This window comes from Vibrio sp. D54, assembly GCF_021728075.1.
Lineage (GTDB): Bacteria > Pseudomonadota > Gammaproteobacteria > Enterobacterales > Vibrionaceae > Vibrio > Vibrio alginolyticus.
Window position 1 is genome coordinate 176,686 of record NZ_JAKKCS010000001.1, and the last position, 18,349, is coordinate 195,034.

The 18,349-nt window shown below is 48.9% G+C and carries 13 protein-coding genes; 7 read left to right on the forward strand and 6 right to left on the reverse strand.

Annotation, left to right across the window (positions count from 1 at the left end):
• Positions 1-80: 80 nt before the first annotated feature.
• Positions 81-527 (forward strand): DUF302 domain-containing protein, encoded by a 447-nt coding sequence (locus L3V37_RS00850; RefSeq protein WP_005383492.1) that lies wholly within the window; start codon positions 81-83, stop codon positions 525-527.
• A gap of 82 nt (positions 528-609) precedes the next feature.
• Here L3V37_RS00850 and L3V37_RS00855 read toward each other — a convergent pair whose 3' ends face one another.
• Genes L3V37_RS00855 through L3V37_RS00875 form a run of 5 tightly spaced genes read right to left on the reverse strand, consistent with a single transcriptional unit; the run spans position 610 to position 7,858 of the window.
• Positions 610-1,812: a type III PLP-dependent enzyme gene (locus tag L3V37_RS00855; protein ID WP_237305652.1), complete on the reverse strand. Its 1,203-nt coding sequence runs from the start codon at positions 1,810-1,812 to the stop codon at positions 610-612.
• Complete coding sequence (locus tag L3V37_RS00860) at positions 1,805-3,634, reverse strand: IucA/IucC family siderophore biosynthesis protein (RefSeq protein WP_237305653.1); 1,830 nt, start codon at positions 3,632-3,634, stop codon at positions 1,805-1,807. The genes L3V37_RS00855 and L3V37_RS00860 overlap by 8 nt, the downstream gene beginning before the upstream one ends.
• Entirely contained in the window at positions 3,606-4,811 is a 1,206-nt protein-coding gene (locus L3V37_RS00865) for an MFS transporter (protein WP_237305654.1), read from the reverse strand. Before L3V37_RS00865 ends, L3V37_RS00860 begins: the two co-directional genes overlap by 29 nt.
• A gap of 6 nt (positions 4,812-4,817) precedes the next feature.
• Positions 4,818-6,650 (reverse strand): IucA/IucC family protein, encoded by a 1,833-nt coding sequence (locus tag L3V37_RS00870; protein ID WP_237305655.1) that lies wholly within the window; start codon positions 6,648-6,650, stop codon positions 4,818-4,820.
• Positions 6,647-7,858: an acetyl-CoA carboxylase biotin carboxylase subunit family protein gene (locus L3V37_RS00875; RefSeq protein WP_085569434.1), complete on the reverse strand. Its 1,212-nt coding sequence runs from the start codon at positions 7,856-7,858 to the stop codon at positions 6,647-6,649. The genes L3V37_RS00870 and L3V37_RS00875 overlap by 4 nt, the downstream gene beginning before the upstream one ends.
• 250 nt (positions 7,859-8,108) lie before the next feature.
• Between L3V37_RS00875 and L3V37_RS00880 the strand changes: the two genes are divergently transcribed.
• The 6 genes from L3V37_RS00880 (at position 8,109) to fecE (ending at position 16,198) form a co-directional block, all read left to right on the forward strand.
• Positions 8,109-10,145, forward strand: coding sequence for a TonB-dependent siderophore receptor (locus L3V37_RS00880; protein ID WP_237305656.1), 2,037 nt, complete (start codon positions 8,109-8,111; stop codon positions 10,143-10,145).
• A 120-nt stretch (positions 10,146-10,265) separates the two neighbouring features.
• Positions 10,266-12,404 (forward strand): TonB-dependent siderophore vibrioferrin receptor PvuA, encoded by a 2,139-nt coding sequence (pvuA, locus tag L3V37_RS00885; protein WP_053350165.1) that lies wholly within the window; start codon positions 10,266-10,268, stop codon positions 12,402-12,404.
• 101 nt (positions 12,405-12,505) lie between these two features.
• Complete coding sequence (locus tag L3V37_RS00890) at positions 12,506-13,429, forward strand: Fe(3+) dicitrate ABC transporter substrate-binding protein FecB (protein ID WP_237305657.1); 924 nt, start codon at positions 12,506-12,508, stop codon at positions 13,427-13,429.
• Positions 13,426-14,463 (forward strand): iron ABC transporter permease, encoded by a 1,038-nt coding sequence (locus tag L3V37_RS00895; RefSeq protein WP_237305658.1) that lies wholly within the window; start codon positions 13,426-13,428, stop codon positions 14,461-14,463. Before L3V37_RS00890 ends, L3V37_RS00895 begins: the two co-directional genes overlap by 4 nt.
• Positions 14,460-15,431 (forward strand): iron ABC transporter permease, encoded by a 972-nt coding sequence (locus L3V37_RS00900; protein ID WP_131169595.1) that lies wholly within the window; start codon positions 14,460-14,462, stop codon positions 15,429-15,431. The genes L3V37_RS00895 and L3V37_RS00900 overlap by 4 nt, the downstream gene beginning before the upstream one ends.
• Positions 15,432-15,433: 2 nt before the next feature.
• Positions 15,434-16,198 carry a Fe(3+) dicitrate ABC transporter ATP-binding protein FecE gene (gene fecE, locus L3V37_RS00905; protein ID WP_054575393.1) on the forward strand — a complete coding sequence of 255 codons (765 nt, stop codon included), beginning with the start codon at positions 15,434-15,436 and terminating at the stop codon, positions 16,196-16,198.
• Positions 16,199-16,315: 117 nt separating this feature from the next.
• Here fecE and L3V37_RS00910 read toward each other — a convergent pair whose 3' ends face one another.
• Positions 16,316-18,202 (reverse strand): methyl-accepting chemotaxis protein, encoded by a 1,887-nt coding sequence (locus L3V37_RS00910; protein ID WP_237305659.1) that lies wholly within the window; start codon positions 18,200-18,202, stop codon positions 16,316-16,318.
• Positions 18,203-18,349 lie beyond the last annotated feature (147 nt).

Genomic DNA, 18,349 nt, shown 5'->3' on the forward strand with positions numbered 1-18,349 from the left:
TGGGATCTGACTTCTATAGTTTTCCTACACTTGGTTTTTCTATATCTAGTTTTCGACTCAGAGAGAGGAAGGGACGACAAATGAAAAAAGTAATCATCGGGTTGGTCGTGGCGTTGACGTCATTGAGTGCGTTGGCTGGTGAGGGTGTGGTAACCGTTGCGAGCACGCATTCAGCAAAAGATACGGCGGATAAATTTGTCGCTATCGCGCAAGAAAAAGGGTTGAACGTCTTTGCGCGCATTAACCATCAAGAGAATGCCACGAAAGTCGATATGACGTTGCGACCAACCGAAGTTATCGTGTTTGGAAACCCTAAAGTGGGCACGCCACTGATGATCTGTGCGCAGGAAGTGGCGCTCGATTTACCCCAAAAAGTGTTGGTGTATGAAGATGCTGAAGGCAAAACGTGGTTAGCTTATAACGATCCTATGTATTTAAAGCAGCGCCATCATATTGAAGGCTGTGACGAGGTATTGAACAAAATCAGCGGCGTGCTGGGCAATTTAACCAACGCGGCGGCGAAGTAGGGTGCAGTATTAGGGCTGCTTGTTATGTTGAAGAATAAAAAAGCCCCAATGATTGGGGCTTGAATGAAGCGAAGTATGCCGTTTAAAAATAGTAGAAGATCGGCGGTTCATGCATCAAGAAATTTTGATGGGAGATGTTCCACGCATAGGCGCCCGCTAAGGTAAACACAACATAATCACCAATATCGACGTGGGCGACGTGTTGATTGCGTGCCAGCACATCTTTGGGCGTACAAAGCTGGCCGACAAAGGTCGCTTGTGCATGCTGAATTGGATGAGAAATCTCATGGTGTTGCTCGCTTTTCAGGATGACGAATGGATGGTCATGACTCTGCGCCGCTGGCGTGCGGAAGTGGTGAGTTCCCCCGCGCGCGATGACAAAGTTTTCGCCAAGATTTTGCTTAATATCGAGCACTTCCATCACGTAATAACCGCATGCCGCCGTGATGAAACGTCCGCATTCAAAACGCAGTGTCCAGTCTTGCACTTGCTCTTTGGCTATGAGGAATTCCAACTTGTCGCAAAACTCCATCCACGGAAAGTGTTGCTTAGGGTTTTGGTAGTTAATCCCCATGCCGCCGCCCAAGTTGATCATCAGCTCACCGAGTTCAAACTCTTGTTGCCACGCTTTCACGACTTGGAAATAGCGCTGCATTAACGCTAAGTGACGTTCAACATCGAGCTGATGCGACATCAAGTGAAAATGGAATCCTTTGAGTGACACTTGCGGGAAATCGCGCAGCAACATCAAAGCATTGCTCAGTTCGGACTCGTCAAAACCAAAAGGGGTCGGCTTGCCGCCCATCGCCAACTTGCTGAGCGTGATGTCGCCGATATCAATGTTCATACGCAAAAAGATCGAAGCAGGGCGGTTGAGGCGCTCGGTTAGTGCTCCAATGCGTTGTAGCTCGGTGAGGCTTTCGACATGAATTGCATCAACATCAAGCTCAATCGCTTGTTGCAATTCACTTAGCATTTTTCCGGGGCCACCGAAGATCAATGGCTTATCGAGTTGTTGCTGGTGGAGGTGTGTCAACTCCCCGCCAGATGCCGCTTCAAAACCATCGACATACGGCGCGAGCGTTTTAAGAATCGGGCCCGATGGATTGGCTTTGGCTGCGTAAAATAGCTCGACATTTTTCGGCAAAACGTGACGCAGTTGTTTGATGTGTTCTTCTAAGGCGTTTAGGTCATACACGTACGCGCACAAGGGTTGATTTTGCTGCTGTGCGAGCGTGTGAACTTGCTGGCAAACGCGTGTCGGTAGAGAGAGTGAATTAGACATGTTGCGCTCCTTTTTCGTGTTGCTGCCAAGGCGCGGCGACTTGGGTATAGCCCGACTCCTTATCGGCTTTTTGCATCAAACGCGTGGTGAAATTATTTTTGCTTGGGAAGTGACCGCCATTTAGCAACGTTTCTAGTTCCGGCTGTTTTCCATTCACTGATTGCCAATGCACAATGGCACTTTGCACCGCATTCCACAGCGTTTGCTCTAGTGGCTCATCACCTTCTGCGATGAAGAAAATCGCTTCGCTGATGTTGTTGATAAAGGTGCAGTATCCGATGCGATTCCAGCCTTGTTCGCGACTGTAGTAAACCGATTGTCGTGCGCGTTCAGACAAGTCAGTTAATGTTTCTGCTGGCCAGAACTCCGGCAGTAATTTAGTGCCTTCCAAATCACGAATCCAAACACAACACGGCATCTCTTGTTCAAAGCCAATCAAGGTGTTTTGCAAATGCGGCTCAAACGCCACCCCGTGTTTGAAGTAGTAGTTAAACACACCTGGAATTAGGCAATGCAAATAGCGTTCAAACCACAGTGTCGCGATGTCGGAATAGCGATTTTGCGTTGTACGCGCTTTGTTTTTAAGGCGTTGAGCAATGCAACTGTTGCCGTTTTTGTCGTAAGCAAACAGAGCGCCAGCGAGGGTTGGTTTTAAGATATCGACTTCGCTCAACGAGAAATTTTCGCGATACAAAATCCCAAACGATTCGCGCGCTTTGGTGTTGTCGTCCCAGTTGTGCTCAGCGACACTTTCTAGATTCAACGTGGTGGCGTAAGGCTCTGTCATCACTTTAAATACGGGGTTGTGCAGCTGTTCGTTTTCTCTAATTGGTTTGAGAATCGACGTGAGCTGCACGGCGCTGTCGAGTTCGTACCACGCGTTTTTGCGCACGCAATTGGTTAATCGTACGTTGATGGAGAATTTCGCAAACCAGTCCATGTCAGGGTGGTAGAGGGTACGAACTGAAGAGGTCGGCTGCATCTTTTCACCACCTAAACCCAGTGGCGTGATCTTGCCTTGTTCAATGGCGCGCTTCACGCTTGGGTTGCTCAAAATGGTGTAGCTTTCCCAAGGATGACAAGGGTAGAGGGGCTTCCTATCGCTGGTGGCGTGTTGTGGCGCGAGCTGTTGTAGCATGCGTTGTGCAGGGTTAGCTTCTCCGTCGGAACTCAGCACATCAAGTAAGGACGTATCGACTTCAAACCAGTACAGCGGGACTTGCGCGCCGACTTCTGGAGAAAACGCTAAGAGATCATCCATGGTGACGCCCGAACGACTTTTCGGGGTCGGATGGAAAGTATGCCCCCAAATCAGAGATTGTTCCGAAGCGATAAATTCGTTGTGATGCGATTTGGGCGCGACGTTGAGAAACTGCTCGGTAACCAGCACGCTATTTTCCAGTTGTTCGATCAGCTCATGGTTAAACGGGATCGCCAACACCTGCTTGAGATAGTTAAGCAAAAGCGTAAGAGTTTGCGTGGCATCCAATTTCGCCCAACCAGATCCCGGCATTTTTGCCCAAGGCAGTTCTGCTAATTTGATTTTGCCCAGTTTGCTCGCGTAGTGAATCGGTAAAACCAGCACGCCATTTTGTTGAGAAAGATGAACGGCTACCCGTTGCTTGGCGGAATAGTTGCGTTTTAATGTTTGGGGTAGCGATGTCGATTGGTAGTGCCATTCTACTTGTTGATTCGGCAGTGCAAATTCACGTAAGTAACAATTAAGAACACCCATTATCGTGTTGAGTTGGGCCTTCTCCCGATTGAGCTGCACATCATGCGCGCGCAGCTCGCTAGTCTGAGAGGATTGAGTTTGTAACATGTTGATTTCCAAATTTTGAATGGAGAACCAGCGCGATCAAGGTGATTACGCTGACTATCGCAGAAAGTAGGAAAGGAACCTCAAGTAGCCCCAAGCTAGAAATGAAAGAAGCGCAAAATCCCGCTGCCACGCCACCCCATTTGGACATGGCATCAAAGCGAGAAAATACTTTGCCACTGAATTTGCGATCCAGATTGCTCGCAAGATGCTGATGCAATCCGTGATAACAACACACCATCGCGATGCCGAAGATAATTCTCGCAGCAATGAGTGCGGTTTCGGACGCAATCAAATGCAAGGCAGAGCTCACGGCAAGCAATGCAAACCCGAGCCACAACGTGCGCAGCGGTTGATGGCGATTCAACCCATCTGACAAAACGTGGATTTTGCCTGCCAGCAACAGATAGACGCCATGCGGCAGTGCGTACAAAAAACCGATCCATGCGTGGTGAGTGATGCCATATTGCTGCACAAACGGCGAGAAATAAGGAAAGGTCACCACCATAGAAAATGCAAACCCGAACTGAGCAAAGAAGATCCAACGAATGGCATGCATTGCGTTTTTCTGTGCAACCGGTTTTTCTTGCTGAGATTCTGAGTTTGGCTTTTCGAGGTTTCGTTCGGCGGGTTTATCCGCAGGCAGTGTTAGCGTGATGCCCATCGCAATCAAAGGCAAAACGCATAACCAAAGGTACGCGTTGAGCGGGTTGGTCTCTGACAAGCTCCAGCCGAGCCCAATAGGCGCAACGATCAGCGCCAAGCGAGCAGATAGCTGGGTTTTATTGAGTGACTTGCCGAGTGTTTTGGCTTCTTTAATTTGACTAGATAAGTAGCTGTTCGAGGCGGCCATGGTGCCGCCAAAGGTTCCTTGAACAATAAGACCAAACACAAACATGGCGAGGTTGTCTGCCAAGCCGCACAGCGCAAACCCTGCTGCAAGGCCAAGTTGCGCACGCAAGAGTGAGCGGCGGCGACCGTAGCGATCTGCAAAGTTGCCCCAAAATCGCGCCGCCAACGCAGTACAAAACGTGGGTAGGATAAACAATACCCCTGCCCAGTCCGCATCAATGCTTGCGCCTAACGTTGGCAACACGACGGGTAGAAATAGCGGCATACCTAACGCGGCAAACGCAGCGATAAAGTGGCACAACAACACACTGTAGATGAGTTTGGTCATAATCGTTTAACGTACGCTTTTTTTGATGGCTTCTAAGTAGGCGCGTTGCGCTTCTTCGCTAGAAAGCAGCAAGAAGTTCGGAGCCGACAAACCATAGAACTTATTGATGTCACTCGCGCCGGAGGCCTCTTTCGAGAGCAAACTGCCAGAGCTCAACAAGTACTTGGCGTACAAATCAGGCGCCTCTTGCAGTAACTCGCGTGCCAGTTTTGTTTCTAACCCTTCGCCTTCCAATCGGTTGAGTTGCTCTGCAATGCTTTTGGCCACGATGGCGTAAAGCGATGCTGAAGAGGCAATGCCCTTCGCTGCCATGGCTTCTACAATTGCTGCGATATCCAATTGTAATGTGATGGTGGTAAACATCTGACCGAGCGCCAATTCATTGTCGACTTTGATGCGTTGGTCGAGCAGTTCATCGCAATCCACTGGAATTGTTCCTGCGCCCTGTTTTTGGGCGGCATGCTCTGTTGCAAAGTGGAAGCGCTCTGGCCAAATTCGCGCTGCGTCGTTGTCTTTCATCGCGAGCGTCATTTTGCCCTGTTGATCAAATGCAACGATGGCGTTTTGCTGGTTGGACTCCAATGCAATGCCATAACGAATCCACAAGGTGAGGTGTACTTGGCAAAGAAGGTCGACGTAATCTTTGAACCACGCCAGCGTATCTTGTTGATAGTACTGCTCTGCCAAATGTTCTAAGAACAAGCGGTCGTCAGGCATTGGGCTTGCCAGTGCTGCAACCGGAACTAACGCTTTGTCTTCGCAATGAGTAAGTGGGTACTCACGTACGATGTACGCGAAGGTTTTACCCTCGCCGACGTGTCCACCGTGTTTTTCGTTGCAATGGAACAAGCGAGTGTTTAAGTCGGCGTCCGTTTGTTCAAGGTGGCTGAGTAGACGTTCAAACCAGTGGCCGTCATACAGTGTTGAAGGCTTGATTAAGCGAATGTTTTTCGTACCTAGCGATCGCATGATCAGCGGAACTTTGATGTGAATATGCGGCGCGTCGTTGACTACCACAGTACGAACGGAAAGCGTTGGCGTCACGTCTAGGTACGTAAACGGCGCTTCGATCATGCCTTCGGGTAAGGCTTCTAAAGAGCGAAGGGTGAGCGGATGCGCAGGGAACAGTACGTGGCTCAGTGCAAAATCAGCAGGAAGCCCGACTTGTTCCATTGTTGGCCAGCAATCAGGTTGTTCGCTGGTTAATGTTCCCAGTGATTTTTCAATCGCAATCCAATGCAGAGCAAAGCTTTGTGCGAACTCGGGCGCGTACTTAGCAAGGTCTTCATCGCTCAGGCCAAACTTCGCCCGCGCAGTTGGATAGTACGGGTGGTCAAGGTAAGAAGCGATCTGGTCGGCTAGCAGCAGTTTTTGATGCCAAGAACCAAGCTCGGATATTGGTTGAGAAATGTGGTCTGCGTGATGATGAAACGCTTGGTCACACAGCGCTTTGTGTTTCTCTGCACATTCCAGTTCTTGAAGGTATCCCGCCAGCAACTCGTGAGAGCTCTCATGCGCCAGTGTCGTTAGTAGCGCAATCCACTCTTTGTAATGCTGTTGATGCTCGACTTGGCCATTTTTCTCCACCCACCAACCTGGTGGTGTTTCGTCATTGGCGTGACCGTAGCGCCAGTGCTGCATGTAATACGTTGGCACAACAGGTAAATAGAGCGTGAAATCCTGATTATCAAAGGTTAGCCAGACTTGCTCGTCTTGAGGAACAATTACCCCTTTTGGCGCGTCTCTACTGAACTTGGCCTTCGACAAAATGCCAAACATGTCTTCGCGCAAGCAAGTGTCGATCAATCGTTGCGTTAGATACAAAGCGTTGTCATTCATGCTGCCACCTCACGAGTCGGAGCGAGATCGAAATTGCTAAGCGCGTTCTGCAGCGCTTGGTCGAGGTTTCGCCCTGATGGTGAGACAATCGAAATTCGGGCGAGATAATCCTTATTGGAATAACTCTGTTGGAAGTGTTCTCCAGCGGTTTTTAGTACCTGTTGCTGGGTGATGATATCGTCATCGTGTTGGATGAACGACGTCGAACCTCCGTCAATCACACCACTGTGTCCCGCAACTACGTAGTGCACGTGCGCTGACCCATGAATTTGGTAATCGCCGTCCAATCTTCGACCCAGATGCAGACCCAAAATCGTGCTAAACCAGCCGAAGTGAGCGAGATTGTTGAGCAAGAATTCGCGGCCATCTCCAATACTGCGGTAGTTAATTTCCACCAGAACCGGGCCATTTTCCGTAATGATAAATTCGCTGTGGCAAACTCCAAAACCAACGCCGAACGCTTTCAGTTGAGCCAAGCAAGCTTCTCGGTGAGCAATGCCGTTTGGTCCGTTCCAGTCTGCGGCGGTTTCGATGAAGTAAGGCGGCTCAGAGAGCGACACATCAAAACCGCCCACGGCGATAAGTTGGTTACCATCTCCTAAAGTTTCGAGCGTAACCAACGGTCCTTGAAGAAACTGCTCCACCAGAATGGTGGCGTTTGGGTGCTTTTGCCAAAACGTATCGCAGTATGCATCGAGCTCGCTTTGGGAGTCACAGCGCTGTACATCTATACTTGCCACGCCTTCTTTGGGTTTTGCTACGACAGGGAAGGCCATGCCTAATGCCACATTCGAATGGCGATGCAGCAAACAGCTTTGTGTGTTGGGTAAGGATTTTTCATTTAACACTTGTCGAGTTAAGTGTTTGTTTTTGGCCTTTAACGTGACAGACCAATCTTTGGCTGGTAGACCAAAAAATTGCGCGCAGATGGCGGTGGAAGTTTGTAAGTGATCACTATTGCTGAAAACAGCGTCTGGCTTTAGTTCATGCTCCGTGATGGTTTCGATGAGTTCTAATGGGTTGAAGACATCACATTCTAGAATGGTATCCGGATTAAAGTGACTATCACGACTCGCCAACTCTAAATGGCTGAGCTTATGGTCGGTGATAAGAACGACGTGAAGGTCCATCGCTTTAGCTGCAGGCACGAAGCCGTGAGTGACTGCATCGTTAACGACATGACTTACGATAATCATCGTAGATTTCATGAGCTTTCCTAATTTTCTAACATTTTCTTCTAACGTTGATAAAGTCGCTCACGGTCGTCTTCCAATGTGCCTCTCGCGAGACGGAGGGCAGAAGTTTTAGTGTTTATTGTTATTATGTTTGGTTTTTGTTGTTGTTAGTTGTGTTTTTAGGGTAAATAAATATAGAGCATAAAATTAATATTGCAAATAGAAATAATATTTGTTCTTATTTCCATCCGTTGGCTTTATAACAACTAAACGGAATTATGGAATGAATAAATTATTGACCCTGACCCCCTTGGCGGTCGCGATTGGTTCTTCACTAGTAGCACCAAGCGCAGTGGCTTCAGAAGAGACGAACTCAACCTCATCAGCAACTGAAACGATTCAAGTCTTCGGGCATCAGTACGAAGGTTATGCTGAACACATGCCTCAATCAGGCACCAAAACCGATGTGGAATGGCTTGATGTCCCACAAGCGGTATCCGTAGTAACGAAAACAGAAATGCAAGACCGAGGCGCGGTGCGCTTAGTGGATGCGCTAGATGGGGTAGCCGGGGTCAATAACACCTTGGGCGAAGGCAGCCGCGATCAGTTCATGATACGTGGTTTTGATTCACTCAACGATATGTACCGTGATGGCTTGCGAGATGACGGTACGTTGCAGTCTTACCGCAGCTTAGCGAACGTTGAACGCGTTGAAATTGTGAAAGGCCCTGCGGGTGCTTTGTATGGCCGTGGTTCGGCTGGGGGCATCATCAACTTGGTGACGAAACGCGCTAACGGTGAGAATTTTACTCACGTAAACGGCAGTGTAGGTAGCAACAACCAGTATGTTGGTCAGGTCGACAGCTCAATGGCGTTTTCAGATAAGGTCAACGGGCGTATTAACTTGGAATACCGTCAAGCCGACTCGTACGTTGATCATGTTGATTCAAACGATTTCTTCATTGCACCGACCATTCGTGTGTTACCAGCGGATGGTCACACCATTGATATTGACGTGGAATACGCCCATCAAGAACTAGTGCCGTATCGTGGTGTGCCATCAAAAAATGGCAAGCCAGTTGATTTGCCAGTGAGCACTTACTTTGGCGGCACAAACGACTATCAGGAGTCAGACAGTCTCCGTATTGCGGTGGATTACGAATGGCGTCTGAATGATCAATGGGTATGGAACAACCGAGCGGCGTTCAACCATATCGAACTTGAGCAAAAAGGCACGCGTCAGGGCAAAGTGACGGGTAATGAAGTGTCTCAAACCGTCAACAACTTTGGTTACGATCCACGTACTACGACCACTTTACAATCTGAGTTGGTTTGGGAAACCAGGGACAATCAATTGATGGTGGGTGCAGATTTCAACCAGATCGATATCGACCTAACGTTGGCAAGTGACAAAACGCTTCCTGCGCAAAATATCTACGACCCAGTCGTTGGTCCAACGCCTGATCCGGGCTTTAAGCCATTTCGTGACAATACCACCACCACGACAGGTTTGTATGTGCAAGACGTCTATACGTGGGGTGACCTTTCTTTGATCGGTAACGTGCGTTACGACTCGATGGAGCTAGAACAACAAAAAGCGGGCTCAGATAAGGAAAAATTGGATGATGACAAAGTCAGCTACCGTGCTGGTTTGGTATACCGCATCAATTCCGACACATCCGTATACGCCAGTTTAGCGCGCTCTTGGCAGTTACCGTACGCTGGTATCTACATCAATCCAAAATTGGCGGAATTCTTCCACACCGACTTAAAAGAGGTGGGTGCGAAAGCGTACCTTTTGGATAACGCATTAATGTTGAATGCGGCACTGTTCCAGATTGATCAAGAGCAACCACAAACTAACGTGGACGGCGATGTGATCGATAAAATTGAAGTGCGTCACCAAGGCATTGAATTAGAGGCTCGCGGCCAAATCACCAAACAGTGGGACATCTCTGTGGGTTACAGCTACTTAGATGCGGAAGACAAAGCCACAGGCAAAAAGCCTAACGATGTATCAGACCACTTGTTCTCTCTTTGGAGCACTTACCAATTGGATGACAACTGGCGTTTAGGCGGTGGTGTGAAGTACGTGGGCGACCGTTACGCAGGTAACGACGAAGCTGTCGCACTTGGCGATTACACAACGGTGGATTTGATGGCGGCGTACACCACTGGTCGTCATAAAATCCAAGCGAACGCTTACAACATTTTGGATGAGAAATACATTCTTGGCGCAACAAACGGCACGTCTGGCTTAAACCAGATTGGCTACGGCGCACCAGCCGAGTTCATGCTCAGCTACGGATATCAGTTCTAGGCTTTTTGTGCGTAGTTAGCGCCTGTTAGCCGATTTTTACCTCATATTGAGGATGTTTAGCCCCGAGAGCCTACGGGATGTATTCTGCCCGAGGCTCAATTTCTCGCAAAGGAGATCTTAATGTCTTACCAGAATTTGGATGGTAAAGTGCGTGTACGTGCTGGTTTGTCTACCACTTACAGTGTGCTTGCGATTGCAATCGCTTCTGCCACATCCATGAGCGCGGTTGCCGCTCCTGCTAAAAAAGAACAAACTACCGCGATGGAAACTGTCGTTGTCACTGGTAGTGTGATTGGTAACTCTGAAATTGAAGACGTCAAAGAGTACCCAGGTGCTCGTACCGTCATTACCCGCGATCAAATCGAGAAAACCGCCGCAGGCTCGATTGATAACGCGCTACAGCGCGTGCCGGGTATTAAAGTTCAGGATGAAAGCGGAACGGGCGTATTGCCTAACATTTCCGTACGTGGTTTGAAAGCAAGCCGTAGTGGTCATGCTCAGTTTTTGATGGATGGTGTACCGCTAACACTTGCGCCATATGGTCACACTGGTCAGTCTATCTTCCCAGCAACACTGTCGATGCTTGATCGTATTGACATTGTACGCGGTGGTGCCGCAGTACAGTACGGCCCAAACAACGTCGGTGGTGTGATCAACTTAGTGACCAAACCGATTCCACACACGTGGCAAACTGAAATCAGTAACCGCCTTACCGTGTTTGATGGCGGTGATGCGCCGCTGAATGATTTTTACCTACGCACGGGCGGCTGGTTAAGCGACACATTTGCACTACAGTTGGAAGGTAACTTCCTAAAAGGTGAAAGCTTCCGTGAACATTCCGATACGGACGTGAAGAACTTTCAAGCTAAAGCACAGTGGCTATTGAGTGACACTCAAGAGATTCAAGCATTCCTGCAACGTTACGATGCTGAAACGCAAATGCCGGGCGCACTTTCGCCACAAGACTACGAACAAGATCGTCACCAATCGAAACGTCCTTACGATGATTATGAAGGTAAGTCGACACGCTGGAGTGTTAAGTACATCCACGATTTGCCATTTGCCGACAGTGCTGAGCTAGAAGTGCTAACGTTTGGCCATAAGTCAGAGCGTCTTTTCAAGTGGGGCTTTAACAGCGCGGGTGGCCATTGGGCGGATCCGGCTTTGCCAGCGACGGACGTTCGTACCTCTCCACGTGAATTTACCGTGTATGGTATAGAGCCAAAAATGGCGATGTACTTTGGCGAAGGTAAATCCGTTACTCAAAACTGGATCGTGGGTACCCGTTATGTTAACGAAGACATCGACTACAAACTCACTCAGACTCCAATCGCCGGTGGTGCAACCAGCGTTCCGCGTGATTGGCATTTAGATACGGACGCGTTTGCTGGATACGTTAGCAACGAAATTGGTTTGTTCAATGATACATTGAAGGTAACGCCTGGGTTGCGTGTTGAGTCGGTTCGAATGACGTTTACCGATCGTGGTAAAAAACAAACAGCAGACAACACCGTGACGGAATGGTTGCCAGGTTTGACGGTGGCATACAACTTAACTGATCAGTGGGTGACGTATGCGAACGCGCAAAAATCACTTCGTGCGCCACAAATTGCCTACATCCGAGGTTTGGGTGAAGAAGGTAGCGAACTGGCTTGGAACTACGAAGTCGGCGCGCGTTACACCCAAGATGCGACCAGCTTTAACGCTGCACTTTATCGCATCGACTTTGAAGATCAATTGCAATGGCAAAGCTCAACGCAGACTTTCGATAACATCGGAAAAACACTTCACCAAGGCATAGAGCTTTCTGCTCGTTATGTGCCTGAAGTTCTACCTGCACTGAGTTTAGGCGCAAGCTACAACTATCTAGACGCTACGCTTGAAGAAGAAGGCGCGAATAAAGGTAATCAACTGCCTTACACCTCTAAGCATCAGCTTGGTTGGGATGCAACTTACGCATTTTACGGCATGGACACCACGCTATCGGGCTTCTACTTCAGTGATTCGTATACCGATAACGCCAACACCAGTGCCGAAGATGCAACAGGCGCAACGGGTAAAGTACCATCTTACATGGTGTGGAACTTCAACTTGGGGACGGATTTATACAAAGACGACAAAGGCAAGTTGCGCATGAATGTTGCGGTGAACAACTTGTTTGACGAGGAGTATTACTTCCGCGGGATTGATACAAGCCCAGTTGGTCGGTACCCAGCTCCGGGACGCTCTTACACACTGGATCTGAACTATCAGTTTTAAGCGTTTCGTTCACCGAGTTTGAAAAGAAAAGTCGCCAATTTACCTTGGCGACTTTGCCGATCTTAGGTAATGGAAAACTCTTAGCACTGGAAAAAAGCAAGATGAAAAATAAAAAACAATTTACGATCAAACACTTTTCAACCGTTTTGCTGATGCTACTGAGCTCAGCTTTGATGTCATTTAGCGCATTTTCTCAGGCGCGCAGCGTGCAAGATGAGCAAGGCACGTTTGAGCTAGAAGCGATACCTCAACGTATTGTGGTTTTAGAATTTTCGTTTGTCGATGCATTAGCGGCAGTCGATGTCTCACCTGTAGGCGTCGCCGATGACAACGATGCCACACGAGTTATCCCTGCTGTTCGCGCCAAGATTGAGCCTTGGCGATCGGTCGGCATGCGTTCACAACCGAGTTTAGAGGCTATTGCGGTGCTCAAGCCTGATTTGATCATTGCTGATGCAGAACGTCATCGCGCGATTTATCAAGATTTGCAGCGAATTGCGCCAACTTTGCTGTTAAAAAGCCGTGGTGAGACATATCAAGAAAATCTCGAATCCGCACACAAAATCGGCGTGGCAATTGGCAAACAAGCGAAAATGACACAACGAATTGAGCAGCACAAACAGACAATGGCGGAGTTCAAACAGCATTTTGCAACACAAGAAACCATTCAGTTTGGTGTGGTTTCTGACAAAGGGATGTGGTTGCATAGCCCGGTTTCTTACGCTGGGGGCGTTTTGAGTACGCTGGGCATCCAAAGCCCGCTGGCTCCATCTGAGCAAAAAGCGTATATCCCAACCAGTTTCGAACTTTTACTAAAAACCAACCCTGATTGGTTGTTAGTTGGACTTTACTCTCAACCAAATATTGTGGATGAGTGGCGCAAAAATCCATTGTTTAAGTTGCTAACTGCTGCGAAAAAACAGCAACTTGTTGAGGTTTCTCCTGAACTGTGGTCGTTAAATCGCGGCATGTTGGCTGCGGAAGAAATTGCCCGCAATCTTGAAGCGTTATTGGGGCGCTCATGAGTGCGGCGATAAGCTCGGAAAGCGCGTCTTCGGTTAGCAAATCGCATTGGAAAGCGAGCTTGTTTGTCTGTGCTATGGCGTTGTGTACGCTCTCAGGCTATGCAGCCTCAATGATTGGCTGGTCCAACTTTTCTTTGAGCGTTAATGATCTGACAAGCTATTGGTTTGCGTTTGATGAGGGCAATATGCTGCATCAAATCCTCGCGACGCTGCGTGCGCCTCGTACCTATGCTGGGTTATTAATTGGCGCTTCGCTTGCGGTATCCGGAGTGCTGATGCAAGGATTGACTCGTAACCCTTTGGCGTCGCCATCCATTCTCGGCATTAATGCTGGTGCCGCTTGTTTTATGGCCTTGGCGTCCATCGGCGTACCATTCTTTAGTCAATTGAACCCAATCATCAACGCAGTACTCGGCGCGCTACTAAGTGGTGGTGCGGTCATGTTGTTGGGCGGTTTTTTCTCCGCGCGTTCTCACCCATTGCGCTTAGTGCTAGCGGGCATTGCCATCAGTGCGTTGCTGATAGGGTTAACTCGTGCGTCGGTAATTTTGGCGGATGACATGGCTTACAGCGTGTTGCATTGGTTAACGGGTTCACTCTCTGCGGTAGATTCTGAGCAGTGGCAGCAACTGTGGCCTTTTGCGACTTTAGGTTTGGTGCTCGCCATGGGATTAGCGCGAAACTTAAATTTACTCGCGTTGGGGGACGAAGTTGCTGTCGGGTTGGGTGGTAACATTCGTCTTACGCGATTAATCAGTGGTTTAGCGGTTGTGCTGTTGGCGGGTACTAGCGTAGCGATTGCTGGGCCAATTGGCTTTGTCGGGTTGTTAGTGCCGCACTTGGTACGCCCGATTGTTGGTCACAACTATCACATTCTCATTCCGGTTTCCGCTTTGTGTGGCGCGGCATTGGTGACGTGGTCAGATGCTTTGTCACGCGCGATTGCCTTTCCGGCCGAAACGCCGGTGGGCGTGATTACCGCACTGTTGGGCACACCTTGCTTTATCGTGATTGCAATGAGGAAATCATCATGATGAATCAAACCAAACTGATGGCACTGCTTGGGCTTTTGCTGATTGCGTCGTCTCTCACGCTGTTTGTTGGCGCGGCGAATCTGTCGGCTCAACAGGTTTTTGCATTGTTGTTTTCTTTCTCTGATTCGGACTTTGTGATTCACCAATATCGACTGCCGAGAATGTTGCTCGCCATTGGCGTGGGCGCTGGATTAGGACTATCAGGCGTTTTAGTGCAAGGCGTCATCCGTAATCCCCTTGCCTCCCCAGATTTGATGGGGATAAGCGCAGGGGCAGGGCTGGCGGCTACCGCTTGCTTGGTGTTGTATCCGAATGCGCCGGTGGCAATGTTGCCGATGGTCGCTATGGCGGGAGGCTTGCTTGCCGCAGGCTTTATTGCAGTGTTGGCTTATTGGTCGAAGCCAACGCCTGCGCGCTTGGCGCTGATTGGCGTTGCTGTCAGCGCGTTTTTAGCCAGCGGTATCGACTTTCTTCTGATTGTGCACCCTATCGAAATCAACACAGCGATGGTATGGCTAACGGGCAGTTTGTGGGGACGAAACTGGCAACAAGTGCCATTTATTTGGAGCGCTCTAATGCTGCTACTGCCATTGGCGTTTTGGCTGGCTTGGCGGTTAGATGTGATGGGACTGGGAGAAGAAAGTGCCACTACACTTGGCACGAAACCAAGACAGATCCAAATTCTTGCGTTGATTGCTGCCGTGCTATTGGCGAGCATCAGTGTGTCTGTGGCAGGCACGATCAGCTTTGTTGGCCTGCTTGCGCCGCATCTTGCGCGTTTGCTGTTTGGTCACAACCACAAGTTGTTGATTCCTGCTTCTGCAACCCTTGGCGCGCTGTTGGTGATTTGCGCCGATGGTCTAGCGAGAGGCTTACAGCCACCAATTGAGCTGCCAGCGGGTGTGCTGACTTCTGTTATTGGCGCACCATATTTCATTTTTCTTTTGTATCGTTATAGAGGTTGGTAAGCATGTTACGAACGCAGAACTTATCCGTCGCGTACGGCAAACAGACCATCATTCCAGATCTCTCTTTGTCGATTCCTCAAGGTAAAATTACCGCACTAGTTGGTCCAAATGGTTGCGGTAAATCGACACTATTAAAAACCTTGGTACGCATCAATAAACCCGCTTCTGGCCAAGTGTTGTATGACGACAAACCACTAAGCAGCTACGGTGATAAACGCTTGGCGCGTTCGTTGTCTTTGCTGCCGCAGATTCTTGTCAGTCCTGAAGGTATTACCGTCAGAAAACTGGTCGAATATGGCCGCTCGCCTTATCTCTCTCATTGGGGCCGGTTAAGTCAACAAGACAAGACCTTAGTCGAGCAAGCAATGCAAGATACTGGCGTGATTGAGTTTGCTGACAAGCCAGTTGAATCGCTGTCTGGCGGTCAAAGGCAAAGAGCGTGGATTGCGATGGTAATGGCGCAAGATACCGACGTAGTGATGCTTGATGAGCCAACCACTTACTTGGATCTCTCTCACCAAGTTGAGCTGATGAAACTCATGAGGCAGATGAACGACAAAGGCAAAACAGTGGTCGTAGTGCTGCACGATCTAAACCAAGCGTGCCGTTACTGCGATCATTTGGTGGTGTTGGAAAAAGGTCAGTTAGTCACGCAGGGAACACCGCAAGAGGTACTGACAGAAGGTATGTTGGCATCGGTGTTTGATTTACAAGCGAGAGTATTTAACGACCCAATCTCAGGCACGCCGATGTGTGTGGCGGTGTAGGTTTACGTCTTTCGAAAGCTATCTGCAATAAAAACGTCGATCCATAAAAACAAACCCCGCTAGTAACAAAGTCGCTAGCGGGGTTTGTTGTTTTTAAGAGCGTCCTTAATGTGGCGTTTAAGCCAGTTTAAACGTTGCCACTTTCGAGTTGAGATCCTCAGCTTGCGATTTCAGCTCAGCAGATTGATTCATCGATTCTTCGGCACCAACTACCAAGTGATCGGTCACATCTTTAATGGACGTGACGTTTTGCGTGATTTCATTGGTTACGTGCGTTTGCTCTTCGGCGGCGGTCGCAATTTGCGTTGCCATATCGCTGATCAGCGCAACGGCCGCGTTGATTTCATCCAGAGCCAGTGCTGCGCGATCTGCATCTTCCACCGAACCTTGCGCGAGCTGAGAGCTTGTATCCATGATGGTCACAGCGCGTTGTGTGGTTTGCTGCAAAGTCTCGATCGTCGAGCGAATCTCTTCGGTTGAGGTGTGTGTGCGTTGTGATAGCACGCGAACCTCGTCTGCAACAACGGCAAAACCGCGACCTTGCTCACCTGCACGCGCCGCTTCAATCGCCGCATTCAGAGCCAGTAAGTTGGTTTGCTCTGCGATGTCTCGAATCGTTGATAGCACGGTTGAGATGTCTTGCGCGTGCTGGTTGAGCTCGCCGATGACAACGCTCGCTTGGTTGACTTCAGAAGACAAATTGTTGATGGATGACTTGGAGTTGATCACTAACTCATGACCATTTTGTGTGCTTGCTGAAGAGTCTTGAGCGGCTTTAGCCGTCTGCTCTGCATGTGCTGCAATCTCTTGCGTTGCCGATGCCATTTCAGTCACAGCGGTCGCCACCATAGTGATTTCTTGTTGCTGATGGTTCAGATCGGAAACCGATTGATTCGCGCGAGTCGTGCTCAGCTCCGATTGTTGGCTCAGTTCTTCCGCTTGGTGACGAATGTGACCAATAAGTTGCTGCAAACTTTCAACGAACTGGTTGAAGTTTTCAGCCAGCTCACCAACTTCGTCACGGTTTTCTACTTTGATGCGTTGAGTTAGGTCGCCGCTACCGTTTGCGATTTGTGCAAGCGCATTCGAAACGTTGTAGAGCGGACGGAACAAGATGTTACATAGCAGATTAAACAAAGCTACGCAGATAACGACGACGATGGTGGTTGCGATGATCTGATCCCAAACAGCATCGTAGAGTGGGGCAACCAACGAGTTTTGATCTAACACCGTCACTGTTGTGAGCTTGGTACCCTCTATGTGGCGCGCGTAAATCACATATTCGGTGCCGTTAATAGAGACGCGACGCTCTGTACCTGAGCGTGCAGCGTTGGTGATGTCGTTGTTGTTTAAGCCCAGTTTGCTAACCGGTTGATTCAGCAGTTTACCGTTGTTATGAGTGAAAATATTGCCCTGTTCATTGGCAATAAACATATAACCTGCACCCGGTAGGATCACTTGGTTCAGACTGTTCAGGATATCACCGATCTCTACGTCAGCACCCAGAACGACGGTTTGACCATGCAATTGCAGGGCTTTACCGAGCGACACGACGTTAGCCCCCGTGGCCGCTGCGACGGTTGGGTTATCCATAAAGACTTTCGATGGGTTGGCGATTGCATTGGTATACCAACCCCACTTACGAGGATCGTTATTACCTGGTGGCAAAACCACCCCATTAGCGTTGTCTTGTGACCCGTCCGGGTAAGCGAGGAAAACGTTATCGAACGCGCCAGAGTCTCGGACTTGTTTCAAATGCGTAACCAGAGAACGTTTCTCTGAATCAGAAGAGAGTGAAGTTAGTGCGCGCTCTTTAGAGAGTAGCCAGTCCTTTACGTATTGATTGTAAGATGCGCTAGTGCTTTCTAGTCGCTGTGCGACTTCGACATCGAGCCTGTTTAATGAATCTCGAAAAGACAGCCCCTCTACCAGCACTCCCCCTAGAATGATGGCGGCACTGGCAGAGATTGCCAGTTTGTTTTTTAATGATAGATTTTTGAACATAAAGCGAATAATAGATCTTTGAATAATAGTTGTTGTGTTTTTATTCTCATCAGTGCTCTCTGCGCTGTTGAATATGCAGCAGAAAGTTAGATTCGAATCTGTTCAATAATTATATTTTATTGCTCAAAATAAATACTGACTCCATGT